This window comes from Singulisphaera rosea, assembly GCF_054877945.1.
This window is the reverse complement of record NZ_JBTYIP020000041.1, coordinates 31,212-58,056: the sequence shown is the minus strand read 5'-3', so window position 1 is coordinate 58,056 and position 26,845 is coordinate 31,212. Positions and strand designations below refer to the sequence as shown.

16 protein-coding genes are annotated in these 26,845 nt (G+C 64.1%); 10 read left to right on the top strand and 6 right to left on the bottom strand.

What is annotated here, in order from left to right; translation table 11 throughout:
• Positions 1–28: 28 nt before the first annotated feature.
• Positions 29–4,843, bottom strand: coding sequence for a PVC-type heme-binding CxxCH protein (locus tag ACYOEI_RS37855; RefSeq protein ID WP_462855652.1), 4,815 nt, complete (start codon positions 4,841–4,843; stop codon positions 29–31).
• Between the two features lie 558 nt (positions 4,844–5,401).
• On the opposite strand from ACYOEI_RS37855, the gene rsmD reads away from it, so the two are divergent.
• The 3 genes from rsmD (at position 5,402) to ACYOEI_RS37840 (ending at position 8,757) form a co-directional block, all read left to right on the top strand.
• Positions 5,402–6,019 (top strand): 16S rRNA (guanine(966)-N(2))-methyltransferase RsmD, encoded by a 618-nt coding sequence (rsmD, locus tag ACYOEI_RS37850; RefSeq protein ID WP_462855651.1) that lies wholly within the window; start codon positions 5,402–5,404, stop codon positions 6,017–6,019.
• Positions 6,016–7,362, top strand: a complete 1,347-nt coding sequence (locus tag ACYOEI_RS37845; protein ID WP_462855649.1) for a CCA tRNA nucleotidyltransferase — start codon at positions 6,016–6,018, stop codon at positions 7,360–7,362. The genes rsmD and ACYOEI_RS37845 overlap by 4 nt, the downstream gene beginning before the upstream one ends.
• 306 nt (positions 7,363–7,668) lie before the next feature.
• A complete protein-coding gene (locus ACYOEI_RS37840) occupies positions 7,669–8,757 on the top strand; it encodes a DUF1559 family PulG-like putative transporter (RefSeq protein WP_462855648.1) in 1,089 nt (362 codons plus the stop codon).
• A gap of 154 nt (positions 8,758–8,911) precedes the next feature.
• Here ACYOEI_RS37840 and ACYOEI_RS37835 read toward each other — a convergent pair whose 3' ends face one another.
• Positions 8,912–10,174, bottom strand: coding sequence for an argininosuccinate synthase (locus ACYOEI_RS37835; protein WP_462855647.1), 1,263 nt, complete (start codon positions 10,172–10,174; stop codon positions 8,912–8,914).
• Positions 10,175–10,575: 401 nt separating this feature from the next.
• Here ACYOEI_RS37835 and ACYOEI_RS37830 point away from each other — a divergent pair, with 401 nt between their 5' ends.
• Positions 10,576–11,193: a hypothetical protein gene (locus ACYOEI_RS37830; RefSeq protein ID WP_462855645.1), complete on the top strand. Its 618-nt coding sequence runs from the start codon at positions 10,576–10,578 to the stop codon at positions 11,191–11,193.
• 227 nt (positions 11,194–11,420) lie between these two features.
• On the opposite strand, the gene ACYOEI_RS37825 is transcribed toward ACYOEI_RS37830, so the two are convergent.
• A complete protein-coding gene (locus tag ACYOEI_RS37825; protein WP_462855644.1) occupies positions 11,421–12,461 on the bottom strand; it encodes an efflux RND transporter periplasmic adaptor subunit in 1,041 nt (346 codons plus the stop codon).
• A gap of 374 nt (positions 12,462–12,835) precedes the next feature.
• Positions 12,836–14,941 (bottom strand): alpha/beta hydrolase family protein, encoded by a 2,106-nt coding sequence (locus ACYOEI_RS37820; RefSeq protein ID WP_462855643.1) that lies wholly within the window; start codon positions 14,939–14,941, stop codon positions 12,836–12,838.
• Positions 14,942–15,271: 330 nt separating this feature from the next.
• Here ACYOEI_RS37820 and ACYOEI_RS37815 point away from each other — a divergent pair, with 330 nt between their 5' ends.
• The 3 genes from ACYOEI_RS37815 to ACYOEI_RS37805 all read left to right on the top strand — a co-directional run bounded on the left by ACYOEI_RS37815 (position 15,272) and on the right by ACYOEI_RS37805 (position 18,397).
• Positions 15,272–16,126, top strand: coding sequence for a GNAT family N-acetyltransferase (locus ACYOEI_RS37815; protein ID WP_462855642.1), 855 nt, complete (start codon positions 15,272–15,274; stop codon positions 16,124–16,126).
• Positions 16,127–16,231: 105 nt separating this feature from the next.
• Positions 16,232–17,287, top strand: a complete 1,056-nt coding sequence (locus tag ACYOEI_RS37810) for an NAD-dependent epimerase/dehydratase family protein (RefSeq protein WP_462855640.1) — start codon at positions 16,232–16,234, stop codon at positions 17,285–17,287.
• A 42-nt stretch (positions 17,288–17,329) separates the two neighbouring features.
• Entirely contained in the window at positions 17,330–18,397 is a 1,068-nt protein-coding gene (locus ACYOEI_RS37805; RefSeq protein ID WP_462855639.1) for a dihydrodipicolinate synthase family protein, read from the top strand.
• A gap of 41 nt (positions 18,398–18,438) precedes the next feature.
• Here the strand turns inward: ACYOEI_RS37805 and ACYOEI_RS37800 are convergent, their stop codons facing one another.
• On the bottom strand, positions 18,439–19,461 hold the full coding sequence (locus tag ACYOEI_RS37800; protein WP_462855638.1) for a Gfo/Idh/MocA family protein: 1,023 nt from the start codon (positions 19,459–19,461) through the stop codon (positions 18,439–18,441).
• 691 nt (positions 19,462–20,152) lie between these two features.
• Here ACYOEI_RS37800 and ACYOEI_RS37795 point away from each other — a divergent pair.
• The 3 genes from ACYOEI_RS37795 (at position 20,153) to ACYOEI_RS37785 (ending at position 23,722) form a co-directional block, all read left to right on the top strand.
• Positions 20,153–21,325, top strand: a complete 1,173-nt coding sequence (locus tag ACYOEI_RS37795) for a DUF1559 family PulG-like putative transporter (RefSeq protein ID WP_462855637.1) — start codon at positions 20,153–20,155, stop codon at positions 21,323–21,325.
• A 645-nt stretch (positions 21,326–21,970) separates the two neighbouring features.
• The gene (locus tag ACYOEI_RS37790; RefSeq protein WP_462855635.1) at positions 21,971–23,152 is read left to right on the top strand and encodes a DUF1559 family PulG-like putative transporter; all 1,182 of its coding nucleotides are present in this window, start codon (positions 21,971–21,973) and stop codon (positions 23,150–23,152) included.
• Positions 23,153–23,335: 183 nt separating this feature from the next.
• Complete coding sequence (locus ACYOEI_RS37785) at positions 23,336–23,722, top strand: hypothetical protein (protein WP_462855634.1); 387 nt, start codon at positions 23,336–23,338, stop codon at positions 23,720–23,722.
• 175 nt (positions 23,723–23,897) lie between these two features.
• Here ACYOEI_RS37785 and ACYOEI_RS37780 read toward each other — a convergent pair whose 3' ends face one another.
• Positions 23,898–26,795, bottom strand: a complete 2,898-nt coding sequence (locus ACYOEI_RS37780) for a response regulator (protein ID WP_462855632.1) — start codon at positions 26,793–26,795, stop codon at positions 23,898–23,900.
• Between the last annotated feature and the right edge of the window lie 50 nt (positions 26,796–26,845).

The following is a 26,845-nucleotide window of genomic DNA, read 5'->3' as shown; positions in this document are numbered from 1 at the left end:
TTCGCCGGGACGCCCCTCGTCGACTCTGTCAACGCCCGAAAGGCTCGACGGGACGAAGCTCGATCGACTTGAGATCGATCAACGCGTCGTGCAACGGCCCGATCGGGCGTGCGACCAGTCGGTGCGTACCCGCGGCCAACTCCAGGATTCCGGCCACGTCGGCGCGATAGACATCCCACGATCCGGTCCCCCGGATCGCGTAGCGGAGGGATTGGGTCCCTTCGAGGATTTCGAGCCGATCCTCGGTCGACTGCCCGGGTCGGGCGTGGTCGACCCAGACCGCGTACCGCCCGGGTCTCTCGACTTCGAACGACCACGACGCCCGGTCACTGGCGGATGTCCAGTACCCGAGATTTCCATATCTGGACTCGAATATAAGTGACTCGCCTCGGATCTCGGCGTCCGCCGCCGACAGGACAATCGACCGATCCACACCAGCCTTGACGATCCGAGGTCGATTGCCGGGGAACGACTTCGCAGGGGCGTCGGAGGCCGCCAGGTAGGCGAACAGGTCGGCGAGGTCGCGAGGCTTGAGGTCCTTCTCCAATCCCTCGGGCATGAAGGAGTGGCCGGAGGCGGCCACCTCCTCGATCTCCGAGCGGAGGAAAGTTTCCTCCTTGGCCTCCTGGCGACGAAGGGTCACCCCGTTCGCCGACTCGCTCGAGACCAGACCGGCCACGACCCGGCCGTCGCGCGTGGCGATGGAAAAGGCACCGTACTTTGCCTCGAAGGCGCGGTCGGGGTCGAGAATTGCAACCAGCAAGGCCTCCGGCGATTTGTCGGCCAACGTCGCCAGGTCCGGCCCGACGTCATAGCCTTGATTCGCAAGGCGATGGCATGAGGTGCACAACCGTTGGAAGACCGCGGCCCCGGCCGTCGCGTCCCCTTTCATGGCAAGGGCCGGGCGATGGACTTCGACGACGTCGCGACGGCTTCCCGACGAACCGGCCAGGAGCGCCGATGCGCGTGCCTTGATTGTGGGATCGGGGTGGTTGAGCAAGACCTGGCGTCGGAAGGGGTCGATCTCCGCCACAGCGAAGCCGCCCTCCCGGATCGAATCGAGGAGCGAGCCGATCCAGGCGACCCGAGTCAGCAGCCCGTCGAGGATGGTGGCCCGGACCTGGGGCGAATGTCCTTTCCATCCTCGGAGCCAGAGTTGGGGAATCCCGGGGTCATCCACCTTCGCCAACGCCTCGACGGCCGCCTGCTGGACCGCGAGTGAAACCTGGGCGTGGAGGAGACCGGCGAGGGCCTCGCGGGCGTCCCGATCGCTACGACTATACCGGCCGATCAAGCGAATCGCCGCGAGTCGGTCGGCGTCCCGGGTGGAGTTGTCGGCAAGGAGCCGCTGGGCCTCGGCTCGCATCGGGGAGAGCCGAGGGTCATGTTCCAGACCAGGCCCTTGCCCCGAGCGGCCACCCGCTTCGAGGAGCTTCGCCATGGCGACGAACTTCCAGGGCTCGATGCGTCCCCCCTGCCCTTCCTGCCGGCTCAGCGCGTCGATCATCGAATCGACCGCCCGAGCGTCCTCCGACGATCCGGTCAACCCCATCAGGGCCTCCACAAGCTGGCGTGGGGCTCCGCGTTCTCCGTCGCGGAAGAGCTCCGCCAGGAGCGTCACCGCGTGCGGTGTCGACGACGAGAGGATGGCCGTGCGAATCCAGGGGTCGTTGCCGTCGCGCATGGCCAACTTCGCCAAAGCCTTGCCGGCTCGGGGGTCGTCCCAGTTGCCAAGACCCAGGGCCAATTCGAGCCGAACCTGGGCATCGCCATCGTCGACGAGTTTCAGCACACCCTCGCCGATCCTCGGCTCGCTCTTCCAGAGGTGCGACGAGGCCCGGATCGCGTTGCGACGGACCTGGGGATGAGGGTCGGCCAAAGCCTCGAGGATCGTCGACGGGTCGAGGGCCTTGAGGATCGCCAATGTCCAAACCGCCTGGACCCGGGTCTGTGGTCGCGTCGACCGTTCGGCGAGGCTTCGGAGAAGCGGGATGGCCGCAGGGTCGCGTTTGTGGAGCAAGAGCCTCCGCGCCGAGTCTCGCTGCCAGCCGCCGGGAGTCTCGAGAGCGGCGACGAGCCCGGGCGTATCGAGCCGATCGAGTCTTGGAATGGACCGCGGTTTCTTGTCGACCGGCGAGACCCGATAGATCCGCCCTTCGGAGGCACCGGCGCGGAGGTCGAGCCTGGCTTCCCAGTCGTCGGGGATCCATTCGGGGTGCTCGATCACGGCCCGATACATGTCCGCGATCCAGAGACCGCCATCCGGGCCGGTCTTGAGCATCGTCGGCCGGAACCAGTTGTCGCTGGACGCGAGGAATTCGCGCGTGTCCTCGTCCGGCCCCCGGCGTCCCTCGAGGGTTGCTCCCGAAGGCTCGAGGACCATCCGATGCACCAGGTTGTGGACGGGTTCGCTGACAAACAAGCTGTCCTCGAATCCAGGCCCGAACAGCTCGTCACGATAGGGCGTCGGGCTGTTCGCCGAGGTCAGGTGGTTGGCTGCGTTGGGGTCGTTGAATCGTGGCGGGGTTCGGCTGATCGGGAAGAGCGCCGTTCTGGGCTCGAGGATGTGCCGGGAGTCGGGGGGCACGAATTGGGAATTCCGCGCCAGGTCCGACTCGGAGAGGACGAAGTGCCACGCCCAGGTCGGGTTGTTGTTCCCGAACCAGCGCCCCCAGTCGTCCTGGTGCCTACCGAACTGGGTCCTTCCGCTCTCGGCCTCGAACTCGCCGGAATCCGGGTTGAATCGGAAGTCGCGGCCGTTGATGTCGACCGATTTCCCTGTCTTGATCGACCGGACCTTCCCTCCGCTATCGCCGTTGGCCCCGTAGACCCAGCCGTCGAGACCGAGTTCGAAGCCGTTGAGTCGGTGTTGCTGATTCCCTTCGACGAAGCCCGTGAAAAGGACCTCGCGATGGTCGGCCCGGCCGTCGCCGTCGCGATCTTCGGCGTAGAGGATGTCGGGGGCGCAGGAGATCAGGACACCTTCCCTCCAGGGCATCACGCCCGTGGGAAATCCGAGGCCGTCGAGAAAGGTCGTGCTCTTCTCGTAGCGTCCGTCGCCGTCAGGATCCTCGAGGATCCGCACGACCCCGCCGCCCTTTCCTCGGCCGTCCACCCCCAAAGGATAGTCGCCCATCTCGACGACCCAGAGCTTGCCGTCGGCTCCCCACTCGAAGGCGATCGGATCATTCACGAGGGGTTCGGACGCCATCAACTCGACTTTGAATCCAGGCTTGACCCGGATCGAGTCCAACGAGGCTTGTGGCGACTTTCCCCTGGGTTCGACGCCTTTCAGAAGATCGTTGAAGGAGCGGCGATCGACGAGGTCGGGGAGGTTGGCCGTGTCCTCGTTCTGCCACCAAAGGTGCCGGGAATGGACGAAGAAGCCGTTGTTCTTGCCGTCCCGGACGATCTTCGGCAATGCGCCGGGCTCGCCGGCTTTGCCCGCCATGACCTTCCGCGACCAGGCTTTCTCGGCGCGATCGAACAGGTAGATCCCGTAGTCGCGATCGTTCGAGTAGACGACGTCGGGCTGCCCGTCCTCGTCGATGTCGACCAGACGAAGGCCCGCGTCGCGACCCCGTTCATCGAGGACGAGAGCTTTCCCGGGCAAGGGATAGGGCAGCGGCAGACCGTTGGGCAAGCCGTCCTTCAGGTAGTCGGCCGACTCGCCGACCTTCCAGCTCTGACCCTGAGGCTGCCAGACTTTCGCCTTCAGGTCGCGTAGGCGGACGACATCCAGATACCCGTCGGAATTGAGGTCGACGAGCCGGGCATGCGGACCCTCGCCGGCGTCGGAACGGAGTGAGCCGCCATCGAATAAAGATTGATCCAAACGATCTCGGGCTTCCCGGAATGTGAGGAACTTGACCTTCGTCCCGTGGGTCTTCACGGCATGGTCGATCAACTCGACGACCTGGGAGTTCTTGATCCAGTCGTGCGGGTGGAAGACCAGGTTGAAGACCCCTTTCTTCAGGACCACGAGGTCGAGCGCGGTCTTCAGATCCTCGACGGTCCTGGGGTTCCGGGGCCGTTGCAAGTTCTGCGCTTCCCAGTCGCTCGGGACGACGCAGGGGAACTCCCAGCAGACGCCCCCGATCACGTAAGGGTATGGGTAATTCTCGATCGTGTTGACGAACGATCGGAAGGGGAGATATTTGCGAAAACGTTCCTTGCCGTCCTGGTCGACCACCATATCGCGAGGGAGGTCCGGGTCGTCGGGGGTGAACAGCATGAAGACGGAGGAGTCGATCGAGAGCGCACGCCCTCGGGGGCTCGACTTATTGAAGATCTCGGCGAAGAACCGCGGGCTCGGGCTATTCATCGAGTCGCAGCAGGGCATGCGAAAGGCGACGGGCTTGTTCCCCGGGATCTTTGCCATCAGGTCGACGCATCCGTGGTAGGTGCGTTCCGACTCCTCGAAGTCTCCCTTCTGGAGGCAGGGGCAGGGATGCGTCAAGGTGTGGACCTCGATCGACAGCCCTTCCTTGAGCCAGGTCTGGAGCCTCGGGTCATCCGGGATGACCCGGTTCGCCATGATGCTCACCGGCGCACGCCCGTCGATCGCCTTGAGCCGATTCAGGATCGGTCGGAGGAATGCCTCGTAACGCGCCGAGTCGCTCATGTCGTCGATCGCGAGGACGACCACGGCCTCGACGCCCGGCTCTCCCACCCACTGCGGCGTGATGAGCTTCGGATGACCGAGATGGGGATAGTACGGGTCCACATCCTCCAGCGTGGTCGGGGTCTCTATACGAGGGCCGGCGCCTTGGGCGCTCGTCGCGAGAGCGCAATTCCAGAGGATAGCGAGGGAGACGACGGCCGCCACCGATCGATGAAACACCTCGAGTCTCCTCGGAGAATCGACGCTGGTTGAAGCCCTCGAATCCCCTCGCGACCCCGTCGAGGGCACAAGGGGTCGATTACTGCTCACGTCGAGTCGCTTGGTTCAATTTCGGGCGTCGGCATGGGTCCGGAGGGGACCGTGGACCGAAGGTTGGTCGAGGTCCACACCCCACGGCAAGGCCGTTCGAACAGGAGGCGGGGCGGCCAGGATGCGGGAGAGAACGGCCGTTGACGGCCACGACACCCGGCGATGCCACCGATCTTCGCGGAGTCTAAACGGTGCCGGAAGGGGGGTCAAAGGAAAAACACGTCCCGACAATCCGCCGATCCAATTCGGGGGGATTTGCTGGTCTCTGGATGGATCCGTCGCAATCGAGGTTCGCGAGAAAGCCGATAACGACAACCGACGGGGGTGCGTGGGCCGTATCAACGATCTTTCGTCGCGATCAGCGTCCTCTTCCTTTTCCGATCAGCTTTTCCTCGATAAGATGAAAGGTTGATGGGAGCGAGGCCGACGGACGGGCGTCCAAAGCCCTGTCGGATGAGTGGGGGATCGATGCGGATTATCGCGGGCGAGCGTCGCGGGCAGAGGTTCGATGGCCCCAAGGGGAACGCCACACGTCCGACCACGGACCTGGTGCGCGAGTCGTTATTCAACATCCTCGGGGACATCGTCGACGGCCTGCTCGTCGTCGACCTCTTCGCGGGAACCGGAGCCCTCGGGCTTGAAGCCCTGAGCCGAGGGGCGGAGCGGGCCATCTTCGTCGAGAAGAATCGCGAAAACGCCGCGCTCATCCGCCGGAACCTGGCGACGCTGCGTTTCGAGGACCGGGCGACGGTCCTGGTCGCCGACGCCTACAAATGGGGAGGCGGCTTCGAGCCCGACGACGGCGCGCCTTTCGTCGCCTTCCTCGACCCTCCTTATTCTGACTACGAGTCCCACCCGGCCAAGGTGAACCAACTCCTCGTCCGGCTTGTCGAGACGATGTCCCCGGGGTCGGCCCTGGCCGTGGAGTCGAGCCGCTGGCTCGACGCGGAAATCCTCCCCGATTTGCCGAGTTGGGACCTCCGGAAGTACGGGGGCACCCAGGTCGCGATCCGATATCGGCCGCGAGAGGAGGACGTGGAGGACTCCACCGTGTCCCTCCCCGCATCGGATGGACCCCTCGAATGACCGGAACCGAGGCCCGTCGCGCCTTCGCGACCGACGTCGTCGGAAAGCTCCAGGCCGAAGGGTTCCAGGCCCTCTGGGCCGGCGGCTGCGTCCGAGACCTGATGCTCGGCCTGACGCCCGCCGACTACGACGTCGCCACCAATGCGACCCCCGAACAGGTCATGGCGGTCTTCCGGCATCGGACGATCCCCGTCGGCCTCGCATTCGGCGTCGTGCGCGTCCGCGACCCCCGGGTGGGCGAGGTCGAGGTCGCCACCTTCCGGAGCGACGGCGCCTACATCGATGGGCGACATCCCGAATCCGTCGTCTTCAGCTCCCCCGAGCTCGACGCGGCACGTCGCGACTTCACGATCAACGGCATGTTCCTCGACCCGTTCAACGGCGAGGTGATCGACTACGTCGGAGGCCGGGCCGACCTCGAGGCCAGGATCCTCCGCGCCATCGGCGAACCACGAGAACGGTTCGCCGAGGATAAGCTCCGGCTCCTCCGCGCCGCCCGGTTTGCCGCGCGGTTCCGACTGACGATCGACCCCGCCACCCACGCGGCCATCGTCGCGATGGCCCGTCAGATCGGCGTCGTCGCGGCCGAGCGTGTCGCCCAGGAACTGCGCCGAATGCTCGTGCATCCAAGCCGAGCGAAGGCGGTCGACCGCCTCCTCGAGCTCGGGCTGGCCGCGGCCATCCTCCCCCCCCTCGTGCCGATGAAGGGGATCTTCCAGGGCAAGCCGGTGCAACCCGAGGGGGATCTCTGGGATCACGTCCTGCTCGTCCTGTCCCTCTTGCCCGAGGAGCCGAGTTTCCCCCTGGCGTTCGCCGCCCTCCTCCACGATGTCGGCAAGCCCGCGACGCGCGCGACGCATCACGGCCGGCCCAGCTTCCACCACCACGAGCAGGTCGGCCGCCAGGTCGCCGACGACCTTTGCCGGAGGCTCAAGCTCTCCAACGCCGAACGCGAACGGATCACCTGGCTCGTCGAGTTTCACCAGTATCTCGGCGAGGCCAAGCGACTGCGCGAAGCTAAGCTCAAGCGGATGCTCGCGATGCCGGGTATCGACGAGCTCCTGGCGCTCCACCGGGCCGACGCCCTCGCGTCGTTCGGCGAGAGCCCCCAGGTCGACTATTGCGAATACTACCTCAAGGAGCAGCCGGCAGGCCCGATCAACCCCCCTCCCCTCGTGACGGGCCACGACCTCGTCCGCCACGGCCTCACCCCCGGCAGCCATTTCTCGACGATCCTCGACCAGATCCGCGAGGCCCAGCTCGACCGGGTCGTCAGCAGCAAGCGCGAGGCGCTCGAATGGCTCGATCGTCGACTGGAGACGGGAAACGCCCGAGGCGTCTGACCTCCGCCCGGCCCAGGCCGACGCCTATTCGCGGCAATCTCCCAAGCACATAAAAATCCATAATATTCAAGTCCCGAAAGGCCTCACGGCATCCGCGTCCCAAATCCTTCGTGGCGCCGTACACTTCGAAGATGTGTCTTGACGTCCTCGGGATGGCTTTGCGCCCCTGCTGGGGATTCTCGACACCTGACGAAAGGTCGTGGCATTCTTCATCCACGGCCAGTTAGAATAGAGTCCTCCCCTCATTGGCCGCCTCTGGTGCGAATTCGACCCGCTTGTCTTCCACGCTGAAAGGGTGGCACGACGATGGCTTGCTCGGCTCGGGACTCCCGAAAGGCCGGTTTCACGCTCATCGAATTGCTGGTGGTCATCGCGATCATCGGCGTCCTCATCGCCTTGCTCTTGCCGGCCGTCCAGGCGGCCCGCGAGTCGGGCCGACGCGCCCAGTGCCTCAACAACCTGAAGCAGCTCGGGATCGCCTTCAGCAGCTACCACACGGCGCTTCGCGCCTTCCCACCTGCCAAGATCTATGCGACCGGCGGGACCGACAAGAACGGTAGCGTCGCCGGCAAGGGGGGGAGCGGCCTCGTCCTCAACACGACGGGGTGGACGATGCTGCTCAACCACATCGAGCAGACCCCGCTCCATAACGCCTACAACTTCAGCATGCCGTCGAGCAACGCGGTCCTTTCGACCAGCCCCAATACCAAGGTCCTCGGGCTCTCCCTGGGCGGTCAGGCGATCAACAGCACGGTCGTCGGCAACCTGGTCGCGACCTTCACCTGCCCGTCCGACATCACGCCCGAGGTGGTCAACGACCCGACCGGCTCGATCGGTTCGGGGGGCCAGTATTGCCGCTTGAACGCCCGGCGGAGCAATTACCTGCTCTGCACCAGCCGCTATGACGACAACTTCAGCTCATTCAACTACACCACGACCGACCCGCTGAAGAAAATCGTCGGGATCCCGAGGGATCGCGGCGTCTTCCTGACCGATAACGCGCTCCGAATCGAGCAAGTCCGTGATGGTGCGAGCAACACCTGCATGGTCGGCGAGTCGGTCCAGAAGCATGTCGACTCTTCATTCGGGCCATACTGGGGAGCCGGGTGCTGGTCTTCGACGCATGGTGTCGTCCAGCCCCCCAAGGATCCGACCAATTTCCCGAATGCGTCGAGTTACGTCCCGAACGGACAGCCCACCACGGCCCTCTGGAACAAGCCGAACCCGGAGAAACTCCCCTATGCCAACGTGATGGGGAGCAAGCACTCGGGCGGCCTCAACATGCTCTTCGCCGACGGCAGCGTCAAGTTTCTCAAAAACTCGATCGACCCGACCATCTGGTACGGCCTCCAAACGATCGCCAACCGCGAGATCATCGGGGCCGACGCGTTCTGAGGCTTCAGGGTCGACCTCTTCCGCGTAACAGAAGTGGCCGTCTGCCGATGGACTTATTCCATCGGCAGACGGCCACATGTCGTTCGCGTCCGAACCAATCGTCGACGAGGTTAGTTGCGGCTCGCTCGACGACGCCTGGACTCGTCGGCCTCGCTCACTTGGGAGGGGTCGGCGGCGGGGGGATGATGCTCGGGAGTTCGAGGTGGGTGGACCCGGTCCCCTTGAGCATCTGATGCTTCGCCTGGGTCGTCTGGGAGAGCCCGTGGATCTTGATGAACCCCTGGGCGGCCGAGGCGTCGTACTGGTCGCCTTCCTCGTAAGTGGCCAGCTCGTGCCGATAGAGGCTGTGCTCGCTCTTGCGGCCCACGATCATCACGTGGCCCTTGTAGAGCTTGACCCTCGCCACCCCGCCGACGTACTGCTGGTTCGAGACGACGAAGGCCATCAGATCCTGGTGAAGGGCACTGAACCAGAGGCCGTTATAGATGAGGTCGGAGTACGCCTGGGTGACCATCGTCTTGAACCGCAAGGATTCCTTGGACAGGGTCAGGAACTCGATCTCACGATGGGCCTCGTGGAGGACGATGGCGGCGGGGGCCTCGTAGATCTCGCGAGACTTGATGCCGACGAGACGGTTCTCGATGTGGTCGATCCGGCCGACGCCGTGTCGACCGGCGAGGCGGTTCAACTCCGCGATGAGCTCGACGCCGTCGAGCTGGCGACCGTTGAGGGCAATCGGCCGGCCACGCTCGAAGGTGATCTCAACTTCCTCGGCCTCGTCCGGGGCGCTCCGGGGATCGACGCTCCACTGGAAGGTTTCCGGCGGCGGCTCGATCCAGGGGTCTTCGAGGATCCCGGCCTCGATCGAGCGGCCCCAGAGGTTCTGGTCGGTGCTGAAGATCGACTTCTTGGTCGCCTCGACCTCGATGTTGTGCTTCGCGGCGTACTCGAGCTCCTGCGTCCGGGTCCACTTCCACTCCCGGACGGGGGCGATGATCTTCAGGTCCGGGGCCAAGGTCTGGAAGGTCACGTCGAAGCGGACCTGGTCATTCCCCTTCCCGGTGCAGCCGTGGGCGACGGCGACCGCGTTGTGCTCGCGGGCGATCCGGACCATCAACTGGGCGATCAAGGGCCGCCCCAGTGCGGTCGCCAGGGGATATTTGCCCTCATACAGGGCCCCGGCCATGAGCGAAGGGAAGGCGAAGAAGTCGACGAAGAGGTTCCGCACGTCCTCGGCGATCGCCTCGACCGCGCCGGTGCGCAGGGCCTTCTCGCGAATCGCCTGGATGTCCTGCCCCTGCCCGAGATCGCAGGTGTACGCGATGACATCAAGGCCGTAGGTTTCGTTGATCCACTTGACGGCGACCGAGGTATCCAGGCCGCCACTGTAAGCTAATACGACTTTGTCGCGTGCCACGGCGAAAGTTCTCTTGCAAGGGGATTGATGCGTCCAAGCCTGCCCTGGTCCGTCCTCGACGACCTCGAAACGACCATTGTCTTCCAAATGCCCTCCGGCGATCAACCCCACCGGACTTTGGGTTCAAACCAGACACGCCCGCCAATCAGGCCCGTGCTGAAGTCTCGCTTCGACGGTTACTCCGTGCCAACACCCCTTGGGCTCCGACCTCGAACCTCACTAACGACATTCCGGAAACGCGTGTCGTCACCCGATTTCGGCTTCGGCCGAATCACGTCCCTGCCCCGCGAGAGTTCGGGAGTTCGGACGTGCCTCGAGCGGGGGCTTTGTGGTAAGGTCGTGCGCCGCTCGAGGAACGACGCGGAGACAGGACGTCGGTCCCATCAACAAGGAGAGAATGGATGCGCACCAGGGTTTTCCGGGGGATGATCCTGACCGTTGGTCTCGGAGGTGGCGTGGCAGTCGCTTGGGCCGCCCAGACACCCTCCAGCAGAACGACGCCGGCCCCCGCCGAGGAATGCCTCTCGGCCGCTTCGGATTCGGCTTCGGTTCCGTTGACCTCGCTCCCGCCCCTGCGGAGCGTGCCCCGCGCCGCCGTGCTGACCTCCGAAGTCATCCCGACCTCCGCGTCGACTCCGCTTCGGACGCATACGGACACGAACGTCGAATCGGAAGCCGCCCCGTCGCGAGTCTCTCGCCTCGTGCCCGTCGCGGAAGCGTCCAAGTCGGCCGTGGTCACTCCGAATGACCCGGGTCAACTCGTCTCGGAGTTCGTCGACCGCAGCCGCAAGGAGGCCGAGGCCTCGATCGCGGCGCTCACGAAGGAAGCCGAGGAGCTTCGAGTCCGTCTGAAGAAAGTTGAGTCGGCCCTCGACCGTTGGCAGTCGGTTTCCCGTGCCCTGGCCGCAGAGCCGGCCATCTCCCATCCCGCAGTCCTCTCCAACGAGGCGCTTAGCCCTGTCACCGAGGAAGTCCCTCAGGAACTTGAACCGGCCGGGGAGCTCGAAGCACGCCAGTAACGGCCGGCCGCAGGGCAAGACTGGCCGCGATCGGAATACAATCAAGAAAAGGCGAATCAATCCGCAGATGACGCAGATCGACACAGACAATAATTTAAATCATCTCGATATTACCCGAGTCAATCTACACCATCTGCGGATCGCCTCGAGCCTCGTTCATCAAAATCGTGCCCGCTCCTCGGCGATCACCAAGACCGACCGTCAGGCTGGCACCGAGTGGCCAGACCTCAGGGAAGTTTCTCGCCGTCGCGAGCCAGTCGGAGCCCGTCGAGCACGATCTTGTCGCCGGCGCTCAATCCGCGACTGACGACGAAGACATCGTCCAACTCTTGCATTACGGAAATCTCGCGAAGATGGACGATCCTGTCGTTGTCGACGAGGAAGACATATCGCTGGGAGGCTTGCTCAAACGTCGCCCGCTGAGGAACAACGACGGCGGCTTTCAGCACTCGGGGGATGATCACGGTTCCCGACTGGCCGTGACGCAGGAGGCCCTCGGGATTCGGGAAATCCGCGCGGAAGGTGATCCCACCGTTCCTGGGGACAAACTGAGCATCGATCGCGCCAATCCTGCCCGAATGCGGGAATTTGCGTTGGTTGGCAAGGCGGAGCTCGATTTGCAAACGGTCCTTTGACTGATCCGACTCGGCCATGAACTCGAGGTAGTCGATTTCGGGAACATTGAAATAGGCGCACATCGTCTTATTATCAAATAGTCTTGTGAAGGTCTCGCCTTTGAGTACGAGGCTCCCCTGCTGATGGGCAAGGCGGTCGACCATGCCGTCGAAAGGTGCCCGGACTTCCGTCAAATCCGACTCGACCCTTGCCCGATTCGCCTTGGCTTTGACCTTTGCCAGTTCGATTTCGGCACGAAGCAGCTCGCCTTGGTGGATCGGATTCTTTTCGATCAGTTGCTTGATGTTAATCAACTCCATCTCCGCCAACTTGACGGCTTCCGACGCGGAATCGAGTCTTGACTCAGCCTGGATCGCTCTTGATCCAAAGAGCCGATCCCCCTTCTTCACCGACTGGCCTTCCTCGACCAGGACTTCTTGAAGATATCCATCGCCCGGGGCACGGACTTCGATGTGGTGGTGCGCGTTGAGCCAGCAAAGATAGGACTTCATCAGGGTTACGGGCTTCGTTTCGACGGTGCTGACCGTAATCTTTCGGTCGACGCCATCGGGACCCTGCCCGAAGACATTGACCCCGAACAAGGCGAGAGCGACGGCCCATCGTGCGGACACAAAAAATCTGAACTTGCTCATGGCATTCCTTAACGTTCGAACGATCGACTTCCATCTGAACTGAGGCGATACCCCATCGGGCGGACATGCAGCCGCACGACAGCGCCGGATGGGCTTGGTTATCACGTATTGGAATCGAGCCGATGCATGTCGCCCGGAATCGACTCGAAGCGGCGGACGTCGAACCCGAGTGCGAGCATACCGAAAGGGGTACTCACGCAAAAGCGTGTACCCACGGTCATCCGAGTCCGGCTCAGCCGACGATGGCTTTCGGTCGCCCCTCGGTGAAGACCACGGCCGAGAGGCCGGTCAGGAACGGGCCGACAGGCTCGTTCTCGGGAAGCCCGCACCACGGCCCCACCGATTCCGATTCCGGTACCGTCCTCGAATCGTGATCATTTCAAGGCCTGGAGCACGGAGTCGGGTCGGACCGTCCCGAGCAGTTGGAGTTCACCCCCTGCCCCGACCATGTCCCAGACCTGGGTCGCGGGGAGGTAGGCCTCACGCAACGCGTCCAACTTGAGGATCTTTCCTCCTCCCGTTCGTCCGCCAGCGATCACGACACGCTTCGGGGCACAGAGGGAGGCGAGATGCGCCACATCGCCGACTTCCTTGAGGATCCCGGGAGCCATGACACCGAGCCGCTGGTTTTCATAGGGGACTTCCGTGATGTAGCTCGCGAGTGTCCCCAGGGCCGCGATCCGAGTGACGCGTTCGTCGACCGCGCCAACAGTGAGGGCAACCAGGCCGGCCGGGCCGACGCCGATCAGGGTTACATTTCGACGTCCGGGGTCGTCGATCGCCCCGAAGGCATCGAGGAGCTGCCGTACATCATGGGCCCACTGGCCCAGGAGAGGCCGACCGATCCAGAGGCCCCACTCGGCCGTGTTGTGGTCAGGAGCCCGGCCGATCGTGTCTCCCGGTTGGGCCAGGGCACCGGTCGCGCGGAGGTCAAATGTCACGAGCGACGAGCCCGACGCCAGAATCGCCTTGGCAAGCTCGCTTTGCCTGGCTTTATCGGCACCCTCGAAGTCGAGAAGGATGACGAGCGACGCCTTCTCTTTGCCCGCTTGCATTTGGGCGGTCATCGCGAGGGCGGGTTCGGACTCAAATTGAATTAATTTAACACCACTATCACGAACTTCCAACAATGAGTACGACAACGCCGAATTCTTGGGGAAGCCGCCGAGGGTGTGCTCCACGAGCGCTTTACGAGTCTTCTCGCTCGACTCGCGCCAGGCTGCGGCGTCCGAGGGGGGCTTTCGCGCCGAGAGCAATTTCTTGCCTTCAGCGGCCGCGAACCGGGGGATCGTCATCCAGTCGTCGGGGCGAGTTTGACCCGGATAGCAGCGGAGCGACTCGGGGTCTTCGGTTGTGATGGGTTGTTCGGCGATCGGTGAGCCGTCCCCTTCACCCTTCAGGTGGAGGGTCATCCAGCCGTACATCGCCTCGCGCATTTGCTGGTTGTAGTCGTGCTTCGACTCGAAGATTGCATGCCGAAGATGGTCGGGATGTCCGTAGAGTTGGAAGACCGGCGCGGTGAGTGCCAGCGACTTCTTCGCTTCGGCCACCGAGAACTGGACGGCGTCGAGTGTCGCGTTGACGACCATCAAGGCCCGGGGGGCCATCAGGCCGAGGACGCCCCACTCTTCCGTATAACGCAGGGCACCCGGGATGACCTCGCACTGGCAGCAGCCGATGCTCAGGTAGGACTGATAATTGCCGACCGAGCAGACGGGGATCGCCGCCTTGAATCGTTCGTCGAAAGCCCCGGTGTACATCGTCTGGTTGCCGCCGCCGCTCGCGCCGGTGATGCCGATCCGATCGCCGTCGACCTCAGGGCGAGAGCGGAGGTAATCGACGGCCCGCATGTTCTCATAGACCTGGAGTCCGGCCAGGGGTAAGCCGACCGGCAGGAGGGTCGCCCCGACCATCTCGCCGTGATACTCGCCGAGGGCCTTGCCGACGCCCCGCTCACCTGCGCCGAGGGCGTCGACCGCGAGGACGAAGAAGCCTAGCTTCGCCGCGCCGATGCAACGGGCCTGAACGACCGGGTCCTGCTTCGCCCCTTTCCAGTGCCCGTGGACGCCGAGGATCGCGGGGTGTTTCCCCGGCGCTTCGGGGACGTACGCGTTGGCGGTCATCCAGAGCCCAGGCCGGGTCTGGAAGGCAACTTTCTCCACTCGATACCCGTCGCGTTTCAACTCACCGAATGTCTTCGGCTCGAGGGGGCACGCTTCGGCCGGGAACCCGCCCCACGACTCCAGGAGCCGCTCTCGCAACCCAGTCCGACGCGTCCGCCACTCCTCGAGCGTCGCGGGGGCCTTGTCGCGTGCCCAACGGATTGAGGCGTAGTCCCGCACGAAGTTGAGATAGGCGTAATTTGCGGGCGGATCGGCGAACGTCCCTCGAGGGGAAGAGAGGAGCAGTATGCCCAGTATCGCCGGAAAGACCGGGCGAATTCGACTCGATGGCAATCGCGACGGGCTCAAGTACGACATCAGGGCAACCCCCGTCCGAAGGCAATCCGCCATTCGGATCAAGACGAAAAGAAATGTAAAATAAAAGCTTCCAACTCGGGATATCGGCAGACCAACACTGCGACAGTCTACGTGGGCCGTGGTGTCCTTGCCATCGGGACGCGGACCAGTGCGACATCTTCGCGAGCCCTTCGAGAAATTGGTTGAAGCGGATGGATGCGAGACATAGAGTCGGGAGCAGTCCTCGAGTCGGACATCTCGCAAGGACGTGGATCGTCGATGGGAGGCGGCCCGCAAACAAGTCCGAGCCGTGAAAGTCGATCGATTCACCGCCATTGGGCTCGAGCCAAGATGGAGACGCGGTTGCTCCAGATCCGTCGAATGACCGTCGCCGACATCCCCGAAGGGATGCGTCTCAAAGCACAGGCCGGCTGGAACCAGCTCGAGGCCGACTGGAGGCGACTGATCGACCTTCAGCCCGACGGCAGCTTCCTCGCCGAATGGGACGGCCAGGCGATCGGGACGGTCGCGACGTGCCGCTTCGAGACCGTCGGGTGGGTCGCGATGATGCTCGTTGACGAGGCCTTCCGAGGACGAGGGGTCGGGCGCTCGCTCATGGCCACGGCGATCGCCGCCCTCGATGAAGAAGGCGTCCGGAGTATCCGGCTGGACGCGACGCCGATGGGCCAGCCTCTCTACGAATCGCTGGGATTCAAAGCCGAGGCCGTGTTCATCCGATACGAGGGGCGACTGCGACCCGCCGAGGGGACGGCGTTGGAGCGGTCAACCTCGACGCCCCTGGTGTGGCGTGACGAGATTGCAAGTCTCGATCGGCTCGCCACCGGGACCGATCGGCATCGCCTCCTGGAACGGTTAGCCGACGAGGATCCGAATGCGACCCAGGTCAGTGTGGACGACGGCAGGCTCAAAGGTTTCTTGATGTCGCGTCCCGGATCGAGGGCAAGGCAGCTCGGCCCTTGTATCGCGGACCGGGACGCCGGCCTTCGCCTTTTCGGGGCGGCTCGCAAGACGTACGCTGGCGAGTCGATCATTGTCGACATCCCCAAGCTCAATGAAAAAGCCTCGGCGACGGCCGAAGCCTGGGGACTTGCCCCCGCGAGGGTCCTGACGAGGATGACCCGAGGCGAACGCGTCGTCGAGGACTTCCAACGTCTTTGGGCGAGCGCCGGACCTGAAAAAGGGTGAGGGTTCCTTGGCCCCGAGTTGTCGAAGAACGAACCAACGCGTTTCAAGATCCTCTGTGCCCACGCCGAAAAAATCCGACACGAATTCGAGCCCAGGAGAAGTCGCATGCCCCCCGCCCCGTCGATCGCAACCCTCGAGTCGGTCCGGGACGTCGAACAGCTCGACGACTTGCTGAGCACCCCGACTCCTGGCGTCGTGGAGACGTTCGCCCGGCTCGACGGCGACCTGATCATCCTCGGCGTCGCGGGCAAGATGGGCCCGACCCTCGCCTGGATGGCTCGGCGAGCGTTCGACGCGGCCGGCCGACGCGACCGTCGCGTGATCGGCGTCGCGAGGTTCTCCGACCCGTCGAGCGAGGCCTGGCTCCGCGTCCGGGGTATCGAGACGATCCGTGGCGACCTCGTCGAGCCGGGGACGCTCGACTCGCTCCCCGAAACTCCCAACGTGGTCTCGATGTTCGCGATGAAGTTCGGCTCCACCGGGAAGGAATCCCTGACGTGGGGGATGAACGCCCTACTCCCAGGCCTCGTCGCCCAGCGCTATCGCCGGAGCAAGATCGTCGCCTTCTCGACCGGGAATGTCTACGGCCTCACGCCCGTATCCGGGGGAGGCTCGAAGGAAACGGACGGTCTCGCGCCGGTCGGCGAATACGCCATGAGCTGCCTCGGTCGGGAGCGGATCTACGAGCACCAGAGCCGGACCCTGGGAATCCCCATGGCCCTGATTCGGCTCAACTACGCTGTGGAGATGCGCTACGGGATCCTCGTCGATCTCGCGCGCCGCGTCCTTGAGGGGGAAACCATCGACCTCGGGATGGGCTACTTCAACATCATCTGGCAGGCGGACGCCAACGCGATGACCCTCGGCGCCTTCGACCACGTCGCGAGCCCGCCATTCGTGCTCAACGTCACCGGGCCGGAGATCGTTCGCGTGCGCGAGGTGGTGGAGAGATTCGGCGAGGCGTTCGGGAAGTCGCCCGTGATCCGGGGAACAGAAGGGGCCGACGCCCTGCTCAACGACGCGAGCCTGGGCCGACGGAAGTTCGGACCTCCCCAGGTCGACGTCGATCGCCTCATCGACCTGACCATCGACTGGGTTCGCCGCGACGGTGCGACGCTCGGCAAGCCGACCCACTTCGAAGACCGCGACGGCCGGTTCTGACCCATCCCCCCTTTAGGAAACTCGAATCGAGGCCCAACGCCCATGCCCGTAACGATCCCGACCGCCGTCCTCGACGTCATCAAGCGAGGGACGGTAATCCCGGCCATGCCGCTGGCCCTGACGGCCGGCCGGACTCTCGACGAGCGTCGCCAGCGGGCGCTGTGCCGCTACTACATCGCCTCGGGGGCTGGCGGGATCGCGGCGGGCGTACATACGACCCAATTCGCTATTCGGAATCCCGAATACCGGCTCTTTCGGCCGGTGCTGACCATCGTCGCGGAGGAGATGGATCGTGCCTCGGCCGGTCGGCTCGAGCCGCTCGTGCGGGTCGGCGGCATCTGCGGGGGGACGAAACAGGCCATCGCCGAGGCCGAGACGCTAAGGGAACTCGGATACCACGCCGGGTTGCTCAACCTCTCCGGCGCGGGCGCCGACGACGAGACCAGGCTCGCCCATTGCCGATCGGTCGCCGAGGTCCTTCCGCTGGTCGGCTTCTATCTCCAACGCGCGGTCGGGGGCCCCGACCTTTCTTACGAGTTCTGGCGCAGGTTCGCGGAGATCGAGGGGGTCGTCGCAATCAAGATCGCCCCCTTCGATCGCTACCGGACCACCGACGTCGTCCGCGCCGTGGTCGACTCGGGGCGCGACGACATCGCCCTGTATACGGGCAACGACGACAACATCGTGCTCGACCTGGTCACCCCTTATCGTTTCCCGAAAGGGAACGGAGTCCAGGAGCGACGGATCGTCGGGGGATTGCTCGGCCACTGGGCCGTCTGGACCCGACGCGCGGTCGAACTACTCGACGCCTGTCACACGGCGGTACGCCGCGGCGGTGACCTGCCGGAATCTCTGTTGCGGCTGGCCATCCCGACCACCGACGCGAACGCGGCCGTCTTCGACGTCGCGAACGGCTTCGCCGGTTGCATCGCAGGGATCCACGAAGTCCTCCGCCGCCAGGGGATCCTCGAGGGGACCTGGTGCCTCGACCCCCTCGAGAATCTAGGGCCCGGCCAGGCCGAGGCGCTCGACCGGGTCGGCCGGTCGTACCCCGAGTTGAACGACGACGCATTCGTCGCACAAAATCGGGACGATTGGCTCCGCCCGTGACCCGCGTCGACATCTCCGGGCGTGGCCTTGCGTTTCGAACCTCACTCCTGCGAGTCGGCCTGGGCGTTCGCCCGGTCCATCACACTCTTCAACGTCACCGGGGCGCCTCCTTGGCGCTTGCTCTCGTCGGCCGCCTCCATGAAGGCAAAGATTTCCAAGGTTTCCTTGGCCTCGACCGGAGGCCGCCCCGTCCGGAAGAACTTGCAGACCTCGACCAGCAGGGGTTCATACCCGTGGTAGCCCTGCAAGTAGGTGTTCCCCGTTTTCCCAAAAACCAGGGAACCGTAATCCGCCTTCCCTTCTCGGATGCCGCGGAAGGTCCCGACACGGCCCCCCTTCCAGGTCCCGGTGACGAAATCCGTCCCTTCCGTGTGGACCCGGGCGACCGACTCACACCCCGTCCCCATGATGGTGAAGAGCGACTCGACGCCGTGGATCCCATACCAGAACAGGTCGGGGTGGTGCTCCTCGAGCGAGCAGGGACCGTAGCTATCGCAGCCGACGATCTCCCCGAGCTTCTCATTGGCCTTCACGCCTTCCATGTTCGGCCCGTAACGCAGCGACGAGCTCGAGAAACACGGTGTGCCGTATTTCTCGGCGAGGCGGAAGATCCGAACGGCATCTGTCAGGGTGCCGGCCACGGGCTTATCGATGAAGACGGGCTTGTGGGCCTTCAAGACGGGCCGGACCTGCTCGAGGTGGGGGCGGCCGTCGACGCTCTCGAGGAAGACGACGTCCACCTTCTCGAGCAACGCCTCGATCGTCGGGACGATCTCGATCTGATGCTGATCGCGAAGTTCCTTGGTGTACCCCTCGACCCGGTCATGACTGGACTTCACGTCCGGGCTTCCGCCGGAATAAGCCGCCACAATCCGGACATTCGCCAGTTCACCCTTGGCTTGAGGGTTGTTGATCGCCTTGGTGAACGCAATGACATGGGAGGTGTCGAGCCCGATCATTCCGGCCCGGAGGGTCTTCTTCGGCTCGTCCCCGGCCACGTTCCGGGCAGTTGCGCTGGTGAGGAGTCCGATGAGTGAAAGGACCAGGATCGAGAGTCGGGGCATATTGTCATCCTCAAGTGTGCTCGGGGCGGAGGGGCGCGACTACCGAAGACTTCACGGTCTTCAGCAACCCTGGGGTGAAAGTCGCGGGCTCCGACGAGACCCTCGGTCGGGAAAGCTTCCCCAAGGCGTTCTGTACCGCACGGATCTTATCTGGCGCGGGGGACGTCCACGAGACCCTGAAAGCCTCCGACACCGAGATTTCCGGAGCCAACGCCAATCGGTCATCTCGAGATCACCGAGGCCAGGACTTGCAGAAAGCCGTCGATCGTCGCGTGGTGACCCACAAATGAATCATCCGAGTCAATCCTAATTATTTAACAGATCCGCACGTATCCGGTTGGCTCTCGGGTCTTTGCGCCGAGAACGTTTACAGACTGGTTCCGATGTCGATGAAACGCGGGCTTGGTGCTGATCGAAAGTAATTGACTTCACGTTTCCGGTCGATCTATTATATCAAATATTGACGAGAACACCGGGGCGCCCTTTCAGCGTGCGTGAACGCGTCCATAGTTCTCTTCAATACAAACATCTTCCGTCTCGGACTCGAAAGCACCACGGTCATCTGGTTTCCAATTCCGGGCAACCTGGGCAAGCGCGCCCTGCGTTACTGAGAATTTGGACTAGAATATGTGGAATTGTGAACGAAATCCTCTCCGTACTGTTCTGCGCGTCAAAGAATGGGAGTCAAACGATGGATGTTTCCCGACGAACGACGGGGGGCCGGCAGGACCGTCCCTTCGCGCGAGGCTTCACGCTCATCGAGTTGCTCGTCGTCATCGCCATCATCGCCGTCCTCATCTCTCTCCTCTTGCCCGCCGTCCAGGCTGCCCGCGAGGCGGCTCGACGGATGCAGTGCACAAACAACCTGAAGCAAATCGGCCTGGCCATGCACAACTACGAGTCGTCCGGCGGCACGTTCCCGTGGGGCCACGGCGGCTTCAATAACAACGACTGGGGCGCATTCCCGCTGCTGCTCAATAACTTCGAACAATCGAACGTTTACAACAGCATCAACTTCGCGGACACGGGCCACGCGGCGGCGAAGCCGAGCGCCGAGAATTCGACCGTCCAGTACCTGAAGCTGAACGTCTTGAATTGCCCGACCGACATCGATCGTCTCACGACCGGCTTCGGCACCGTCAGCTACGCCGCCAGCAACGGTGCGTCGCCCTCCGGCTACGGCCTGTCCTCGGCCGACGGAATCTTCGGGCACGTTGGCTGGTCGAGCCATGCGGCCGGATACGGGCCGGACGAGCCGATCGTGAAGATCGCCGACGTCACCGACGGCCTCAGCAACACCGCCGCCTTCAGCGAACGCGTCAAGGGCATCGGCACCGCCAACAACTCCGCTCTCGACTCCATGAACCCCAGCGCCACCGCGGTGACCGTCCAGACCCCGACCTACCCGGGTAACAACGCCCTCAACCCGGCGACGAACGGGCCCCTGGCCGATCCTTCGCTGGTCACGCCCCCGGCCCCCTTCACCTCGGGCGCCGCTTACTACCGATCCCTCTGCCTCGCCTCCGGCGGACCACAGACCATGCTCGCCGGACAGGCCGCAGGCGGCTCCTCTCCCCCCTGGGGTGCTTCGGGACCCGTCGGCGGATACTGGTGGCTCGCCATCATGCCCTACGGCACCAACTACAACCACTGCATGGCACCCAACACCTGGAACTGCACCGACGGCACCGGCGGACACCTCCTCCCCGGCGCCTGGACGGCCGGCAGCCGGCATCCCGGCGGCGTTAACGTCTGCTTCGGCGATGGACACGTCCAGTTCATCAAGCAGACCATCAACATCTCCGTCTGGTGGGCCCTCGGAACCAAGGCCGGCGGAGAGGTCATCTCCGCAGACTCCTTCTGAACACCGGGGATCCTGCCGCAACACCATAAGTACCGACGAAGCCTGCCTCCCTTCGAGGCGGGCTTCGTTCGTTTGGTTAACTGGGACTGACTCGTTCGCCCGCCGCCTCCCTCCCTAAAGCTGCTCAACGAAGCGATTCAGACATCGCTCATTTTGGCGAAACTTCCGGCTCGACCCAGTCGATAAGCGATGAGCGGTTCGCCGGAATGCCTTCGGAAGATTCAACGGTCATTCGTGCCCGAAAGTCCCGATGACTCAGGCCATAACGACGTCCGCTCTCCACTCATGCCATCGAGCCAATCTCATCCTTTTTAGACTGACACGAGATCATCCAACGTCAATTTTTATCCAATCCGTAAAAATTCAGACTTCCACCTTGCACGACTCCATTCCGAGCTATAATATATAAAATATTGACGAGACCATTGGGAGGGTGTGATCCGCGGTCGCCGACACATCCGTTGTCTCGTTGATACATTTCTCGCGTTTGATCGCGAACCGAAAGCTCTGGCGAGTTGACCCGAATCGGTCCTGGGCGGTCGTGCGCGCAGTGGACTGGTTCGGGTCGCGATGGGGTTAAAGGCCTGGGAATGCGCCGGGCTATCGTCGTCGCGATCTCAATTCTGCTAGTGGGGGAGAGTCGAGATGATGGGGATTTCCCGAGGTCGAGACGCTACGGACGGGCGGGGGAATCGCCCCCTTTCTCGAGGCTTCACGCTCATCGAGTTGTTGGTCGTCATCGCGATTATCGCGGTCCTCATCTCCCTCCTGCTGCCCGCGGTGCAGGCGGCTCGCGAGGCGGCCCGCCGGATGCAATGCGTGAACAACCTGAAGCAGATCGGGTTGGCGATGCATAACTATGAATCCGCCATCGGATCGTTTCCTTGGGGGCACTCGGGCTTCAATAACTGCGATTGGGGCGCCTTCCCCCTGCTCCTGAATAACTTCGAGCAATCGGCCATTTTCAACAGCCTGAACTTCTTCAATACCGGCCGCGCCACGTCGAAGCCCAGCCCGGAGAACTCGACCGCGCAGTATACGAAGCTGAACGTCTTGAGTTGCCCGACCGACATCGATCGCCTGACCACCGGCTTCGGCACCGTCAGCTACGCCGCCAGCTTCGGCGCCACGCCGGCGGGGTTTGGCCTGGCCTCGCCGGACGGGATCTTCGGTTTTGCCGGCATCGTCAGCGCCGGCGCCGGCAACGGCCCGGGTGAGTCGATCGTGAAGATCGCCGACGTCACCGACGGCCTCAGCAACACCGCCGCCTTCAGCGAACGCGTCAAGGGCATTGGCACCGCCAACAACTCCGCTCTCGACTCCATGAACCCCAGCGCCACCTCCGTGACCGTCCAGACCCCCACCTATCCGGGCGACAATGCGGTCAATACGGCGACGAACGGGGGCCTCCTCGACCCCTCGCTGGTCACGCCCCCGGCCCCCTTCACCTCGGGCGCCGCCTACTACCGATCCCTCTGCCTCGCCTCCGGCGGACCCCAGGTCATGCTCGCCGGACAGGCCGCAGGCGGCTCCTCTCCCCCCTGGGGTGCTTCGGGACCCGTCGGCGGATACTGGTGGCTCGCCATCATGCCCTACGGCACCAACTACAACCACTGCATGGCACCCAACACCTGGAACTGCACCGACGGCACCGGCGGTCACCTCCTCTCGGGGGCCTGGACGGCCGGCAGCCGGCATCCCGGCGGCGTTAACGTCTGCTTCGGCGACGGACACGTCCAGTTCATCAAGCAGACCATCAACATCTCCGTCTGGTGGGCCCTCGGCACCAAGGCCGGCGGAGAAGTCGTGTCCGCAGACTCCTTCTAACTTCATCAGCCGGACGAGCCGGGCATTCCTCGGTACGTCGCCTCGGCTCGTCATATTCGCAAGCGAATTGGCCGATGAATGTCGTATACGTTGCCCGCCAGCCCCGTTATCCTCGGTGTTAACGGGTCGCTCAGTAAGCCCGACGAAAGCGAACGCTCGGGTGGGTCGAGGGAGATGCAAGACATGTGGCGTCGGTGTTTTCCCGCCGGTTGTGTCGCGGTCACGATCCTGTTGCTCGGCGGGTGTGGCGATTCCGGCACCCCCTACGCCGAAAGTTCGATGCAAGAGACCTCGGTGAAAGGGGTGGTGAAGGTCCACGGCAAGCTCCTCGACGGAGGAGAAATCCACTTCAACCCGGCCAACTCGAACCGCAAGGTCGGCGGACGCGACGCCCCGATCGGCAAGGACGGCACGTACTCGATCACGACACTCCTCGGCCAGAACATGGTCACAATCTCCCCCCCGAAGAACAAAAAGAAGAGCAAGGCCTTCTTCGGGATCGAGTATGAGGAAAAGAACGTGGTCCTCAACTCCGGCGAGAACACGCAGGACTTCGATTTCCTCCCCTGAGTGGCAACGCCCTCGTCAACGCATCACGCCCGGCGCGAGGCCTGCTGTTGCAGGCCTCACTCCGGGCGTTTTTCCGTCGAGGTTGCGTTCGACCTCTCGGGCCTGATTCCTCGGGTGGCCCGCGATCAGTGCGTACCCGTTCCCTGCGTCGCGGTCGGCTGATATCCGTCGAGCATCAGTGCGTACCCGTTTCCTGCGTCGCGGTCGGCTGATATCCGTCGAGCATCTGTTTGAGGACGTCCGGGTCGACCGGTTTGACCAGGTGCTGGTCGAAGCCGGCCTCTCGGGATCGTCGACGATCCTCTCCCTGGCCATAGCCGGTGAGGGCGACCAGTAAGCCATTTTCGAGCCCCAGCGGCCCGCGAAACTGCTTAGCCACCTCGTAACCGTCCATGCCGGGGAGGCCGATGTCCAGCAGGACGACCTCGGGGAGTTCTTCACGAGCCGAGGCGATCGCGGTCGGCCCGTCGTGGGCGACGGTCACATCGTGTCCCCAGCTCCTCAAGATTCGGGCGAGCATCGCCGCGCCGTCGGTGTTGTCATCCACCACGAGGATGCGTTTCGTCCGTCGATCACTTTTCTTGGCCGCGGCCCCATTTCTGGGGGCGCTGCGGAGTCGTCGCGCCCGATCGGGGTCCGTCGGGGCGACCGGCAGGGTTACGATGAACTCGCTCCCTCGCCCGAGGCCCTCGCTCTGGACGCGGACCTGCCCCCGATGCATCTCGACGAGCCGACGCACGAGGGTGAGCCCAATTCCCAGCCCCCCCTGCGAGCGGTCGAGCGAGCGCGTTTCCTGGGTGAAGAGGTCGAAGACGCGCGGGAGGAGTTCGGGGGCGATCCCGATGCCGGTGTCTCGGATCCGGATCACCACCTCGGCCTCCACTTGCTCGGCCGTGACCCCGATTTGCCCCCCCTCTTCGGTGTATTTCGCGGCGTTGTTCAAGAGGTTGGAGAAGACCTGTTCGAGCCTTGCCGCGTCGGCCTCGAGGATGATCAGGTCGCTCGGGATCGAGCAGGTCAGCTCGTGGCGACGCGCCTCGATCAGGGGCCGGGAGGTCTCCATCGCGCGGGCCAACATGTCCTCGAGAATGACTTCGCCCATGCGGAGCTGGATCTTCCCCGAGCTGATCCGGGAGACGTCGAGGAGGTCGTCGACGAGCCGGGCCAGATGGCGGACCTGGCGTTCCGCGATCGCGCGGGCCTGCTCCAGAGCCTCGACGTCCGCCGGGTTGGAACGGAGGTAATGGAGCGCGTTGAGGATCGGGGCCAGCGGATTCCGCAGCTCGTGAGCGAGCATGGCGAGGAACTCGTCCTTGCGACGGTCGGCCTCGCGGATCTGGCGATACAGTTGGGCGTTCTCGATGAACTCGGCCGCCTGACGACCGTACAGCTCCACCAGCCTCGTCTCGCGGTCGGACGGACGATGGGGGCGGTCGAAGTAGGTGGCGATCGTGCCGATCAACTCGCCCCCGACGGTCAGGAGCGGGGTACTCCGCACCGCCCGGCAACCGGCGCGGATCGCGGCCGAGAGGTGGGGGGCGAAGACCGGGTCGGACTCGAAGTCCTCGACGATGATTCCCCCGGTGATGAACGCCGTGACGGTGTCGTTCTCCTGGAGTTGCGAGGTCATCTGCTCGGTCGCGTCGACCTGATCCCCGGTCAGTCCGACGCTGGCGGCGGTCGTCATCAGGTCCTGGTCGCGGTCGTAGAGCATCAGCACGCCGCGGTCGGTCCCCTGCAGGCTCGTGACGGCCTCGAGGACCTGCCCCAGGACGGTCTGGAGCTCGAGGCTGTTCGAGAGCCGCGAGCTCAGCGCGTGGAGGCGGGTCATGTCGTCGAGCTGGACAGCCAGTTCATCCTTGATCGCCGCGAGCTCGTCCTCGTCGCGTCTCCGCTGGATCGCCGCGGCGAGGACATGGGCCACCGCGAGGAGGAAATGGGCGTCGTCGGCCGTGAAGGTCCTCGGAGTCCGACTGAACGCTTCGAGTGTCCCGAAAGGACGATGCCGTCCGTGGACGTTGACGCTCAGCCCGCTAACCACCCCATGCTCGTGTAGGAAGGGGGAAAGGCTTTCCTCCGGCTCTTTGCGAAAATCCTCGACCACCACGGGATCATTCCGACCGGGCCCCGCGCCGAAGAAGGCGCGAGCCTCCTGATCAGGTAAGAGTCGATCGACCGCTCCGGGATCCCAACCAACCCCGGCCCGAAGCCGCAAGCCTCCCGAGTCGGGAGTGAGCTCCATGACCCGGCCGAACTCGACCTCAAGGATGCCCGCGATCGCGGTGACCGCGTCGTTCAGCAGCCGGTCGAGGTCGACCCCTTCCAGGGCGCGTTGCCCGAGCTCGGCCACGATCGCCTGCTGCCGAGCCCGGCGACGGAGCTGTTCTTCCGCCCGCTCACGTTCGGCGATGGTCTCGGCCAGCTCCTGGGTCCGTCGCGTCAGCGCCTCGGTGATCTTCTTCTCTCGGGCGGTCTCCTCGCGGAGGCGCTCGATTTCCCATCGCCGTTTTTCCTCGGAGAGCTCGCGCTCGTGTTCCCGACGCTGATTCTCGACGAGCTGTTCCGACTGCTCCCTGATCTGCTCCCCCTTCCGGAAGAGCTCGACGAACACTCCGACCTTCGACTTCAACACGGAGGGGATCAGGGGCTTCGAAAGGTAGTCGACAGCACCCAGGGAGTACCCTTTGAAGACTTGCATGTCGCTGCTTTCGAACGCGGTCAGGAAGATGATCGGCGTGTGCTTGGATCGGTCGCGTTCACGGATCAGGCCGGCGGTCTCGAAGCCGTCCAACCCGGGCATCTGGACGTCCATGAGGATGACGGCGAAGTCGTCGTCGAGGATACGCATCAGCGCATCCTCACCCGACCCGGCGCGGACGAGGCGCCGATCCTCACCCTCGAGAATCGCCTCGAGCGCGTACAGATTCTTCGGTTGGTCGTCGACGAGGAGGATGTTGACCTTCCCGCTCCGCATCACGTCGCCCCTCTGGGTCGAGGATCCTCCCCCCGGGCCGCCCGTCCCGTCGCGACGCCCGAGTGACCCGTCCCCTTCGCTTCGTGCCAAACCGTCCATGAATCCCCCGGCTCGGCCGCGTAACTCACTCACAGGATAGGCGATCAGCT

Coding starts and splice junctions, on each gene's coding strand:
- ACYOEI_RS37825 (WP_462855644.1), bottom strand. CDS start 12,461: ATGAGCAAGTTCAGATTTTTTGTGTCCGCACGATGGGCCGTCGCTCTC.
- ACYOEI_RS37800 (WP_462855638.1), bottom strand. CDS start 19,461: ATGCCCCGACTCTCGATCCTGGTCCTTTCACTCATCGGACTCCTCACC.
- ACYOEI_RS37815 (WP_462855642.1), top strand. CDS start 15,272: ATGGAGACGCGGTTGCTCCAGATCCGTCGAATGACCGTCGCCGACATC.
- ACYOEI_RS37780 (WP_462855632.1), bottom strand. CDS start 26,795: ATGGACGGTTTGGCACGAAGCGAAGGGGACGGGTCACTCGGGCGTCGC.
- ACYOEI_RS37840 (WP_462855648.1), top strand. CDS start 7,669: ATGGCTTGCTCGGCTCGGGACTCCCGAAAGGCCGGTTTCACGCTCATC.
- ACYOEI_RS37790 (WP_462855635.1), top strand. CDS start 21,971: ATGATGGGGATTTCCCGAGGTCGAGACGCTACGGACGGGCGGGGGAAT.
- ACYOEI_RS37810 (WP_462855640.1), top strand. CDS start 16,232: ATGCCCCCCGCCCCGTCGATCGCAACCCTCGAGTCGGTCCGGGACGTC.
- ACYOEI_RS37795 (WP_462855637.1), top strand. CDS start 20,153: ATGGATGTTTCCCGACGAACGACGGGGGGCCGGCAGGACCGTCCCTTC.
- ACYOEI_RS37830 (WP_462855645.1), top strand. CDS start 10,576: ATGCGCACCAGGGTTTTCCGGGGGATGATCCTGACCGTTGGTCTCGGA.
- rsmD (WP_462855651.1), top strand. CDS start 5,402: ATGCGGATTATCGCGGGCGAGCGTCGCGGGCAGAGGTTCGATGGCCCC.
- ACYOEI_RS37785 (WP_462855634.1), top strand. CDS start 23,336: ATGTGGCGTCGGTGTTTTCCCGCCGGTTGTGTCGCGGTCACGATCCTG.
- ACYOEI_RS37805 (WP_462855639.1), top strand. CDS start 17,330: ATGCCCGTAACGATCCCGACCGCCGTCCTCGACGTCATCAAGCGAGGG.
- ACYOEI_RS37820 (WP_462855643.1), bottom strand. CDS start 14,941: ATGTCGTACTTGAGCCCGTCGCGATTGCCATCGAGTCGAATTCGCCCG.
- ACYOEI_RS37845 (WP_462855649.1), top strand. CDS start 6,016: ATGACCGGAACCGAGGCCCGTCGCGCCTTCGCGACCGACGTCGTCGGA.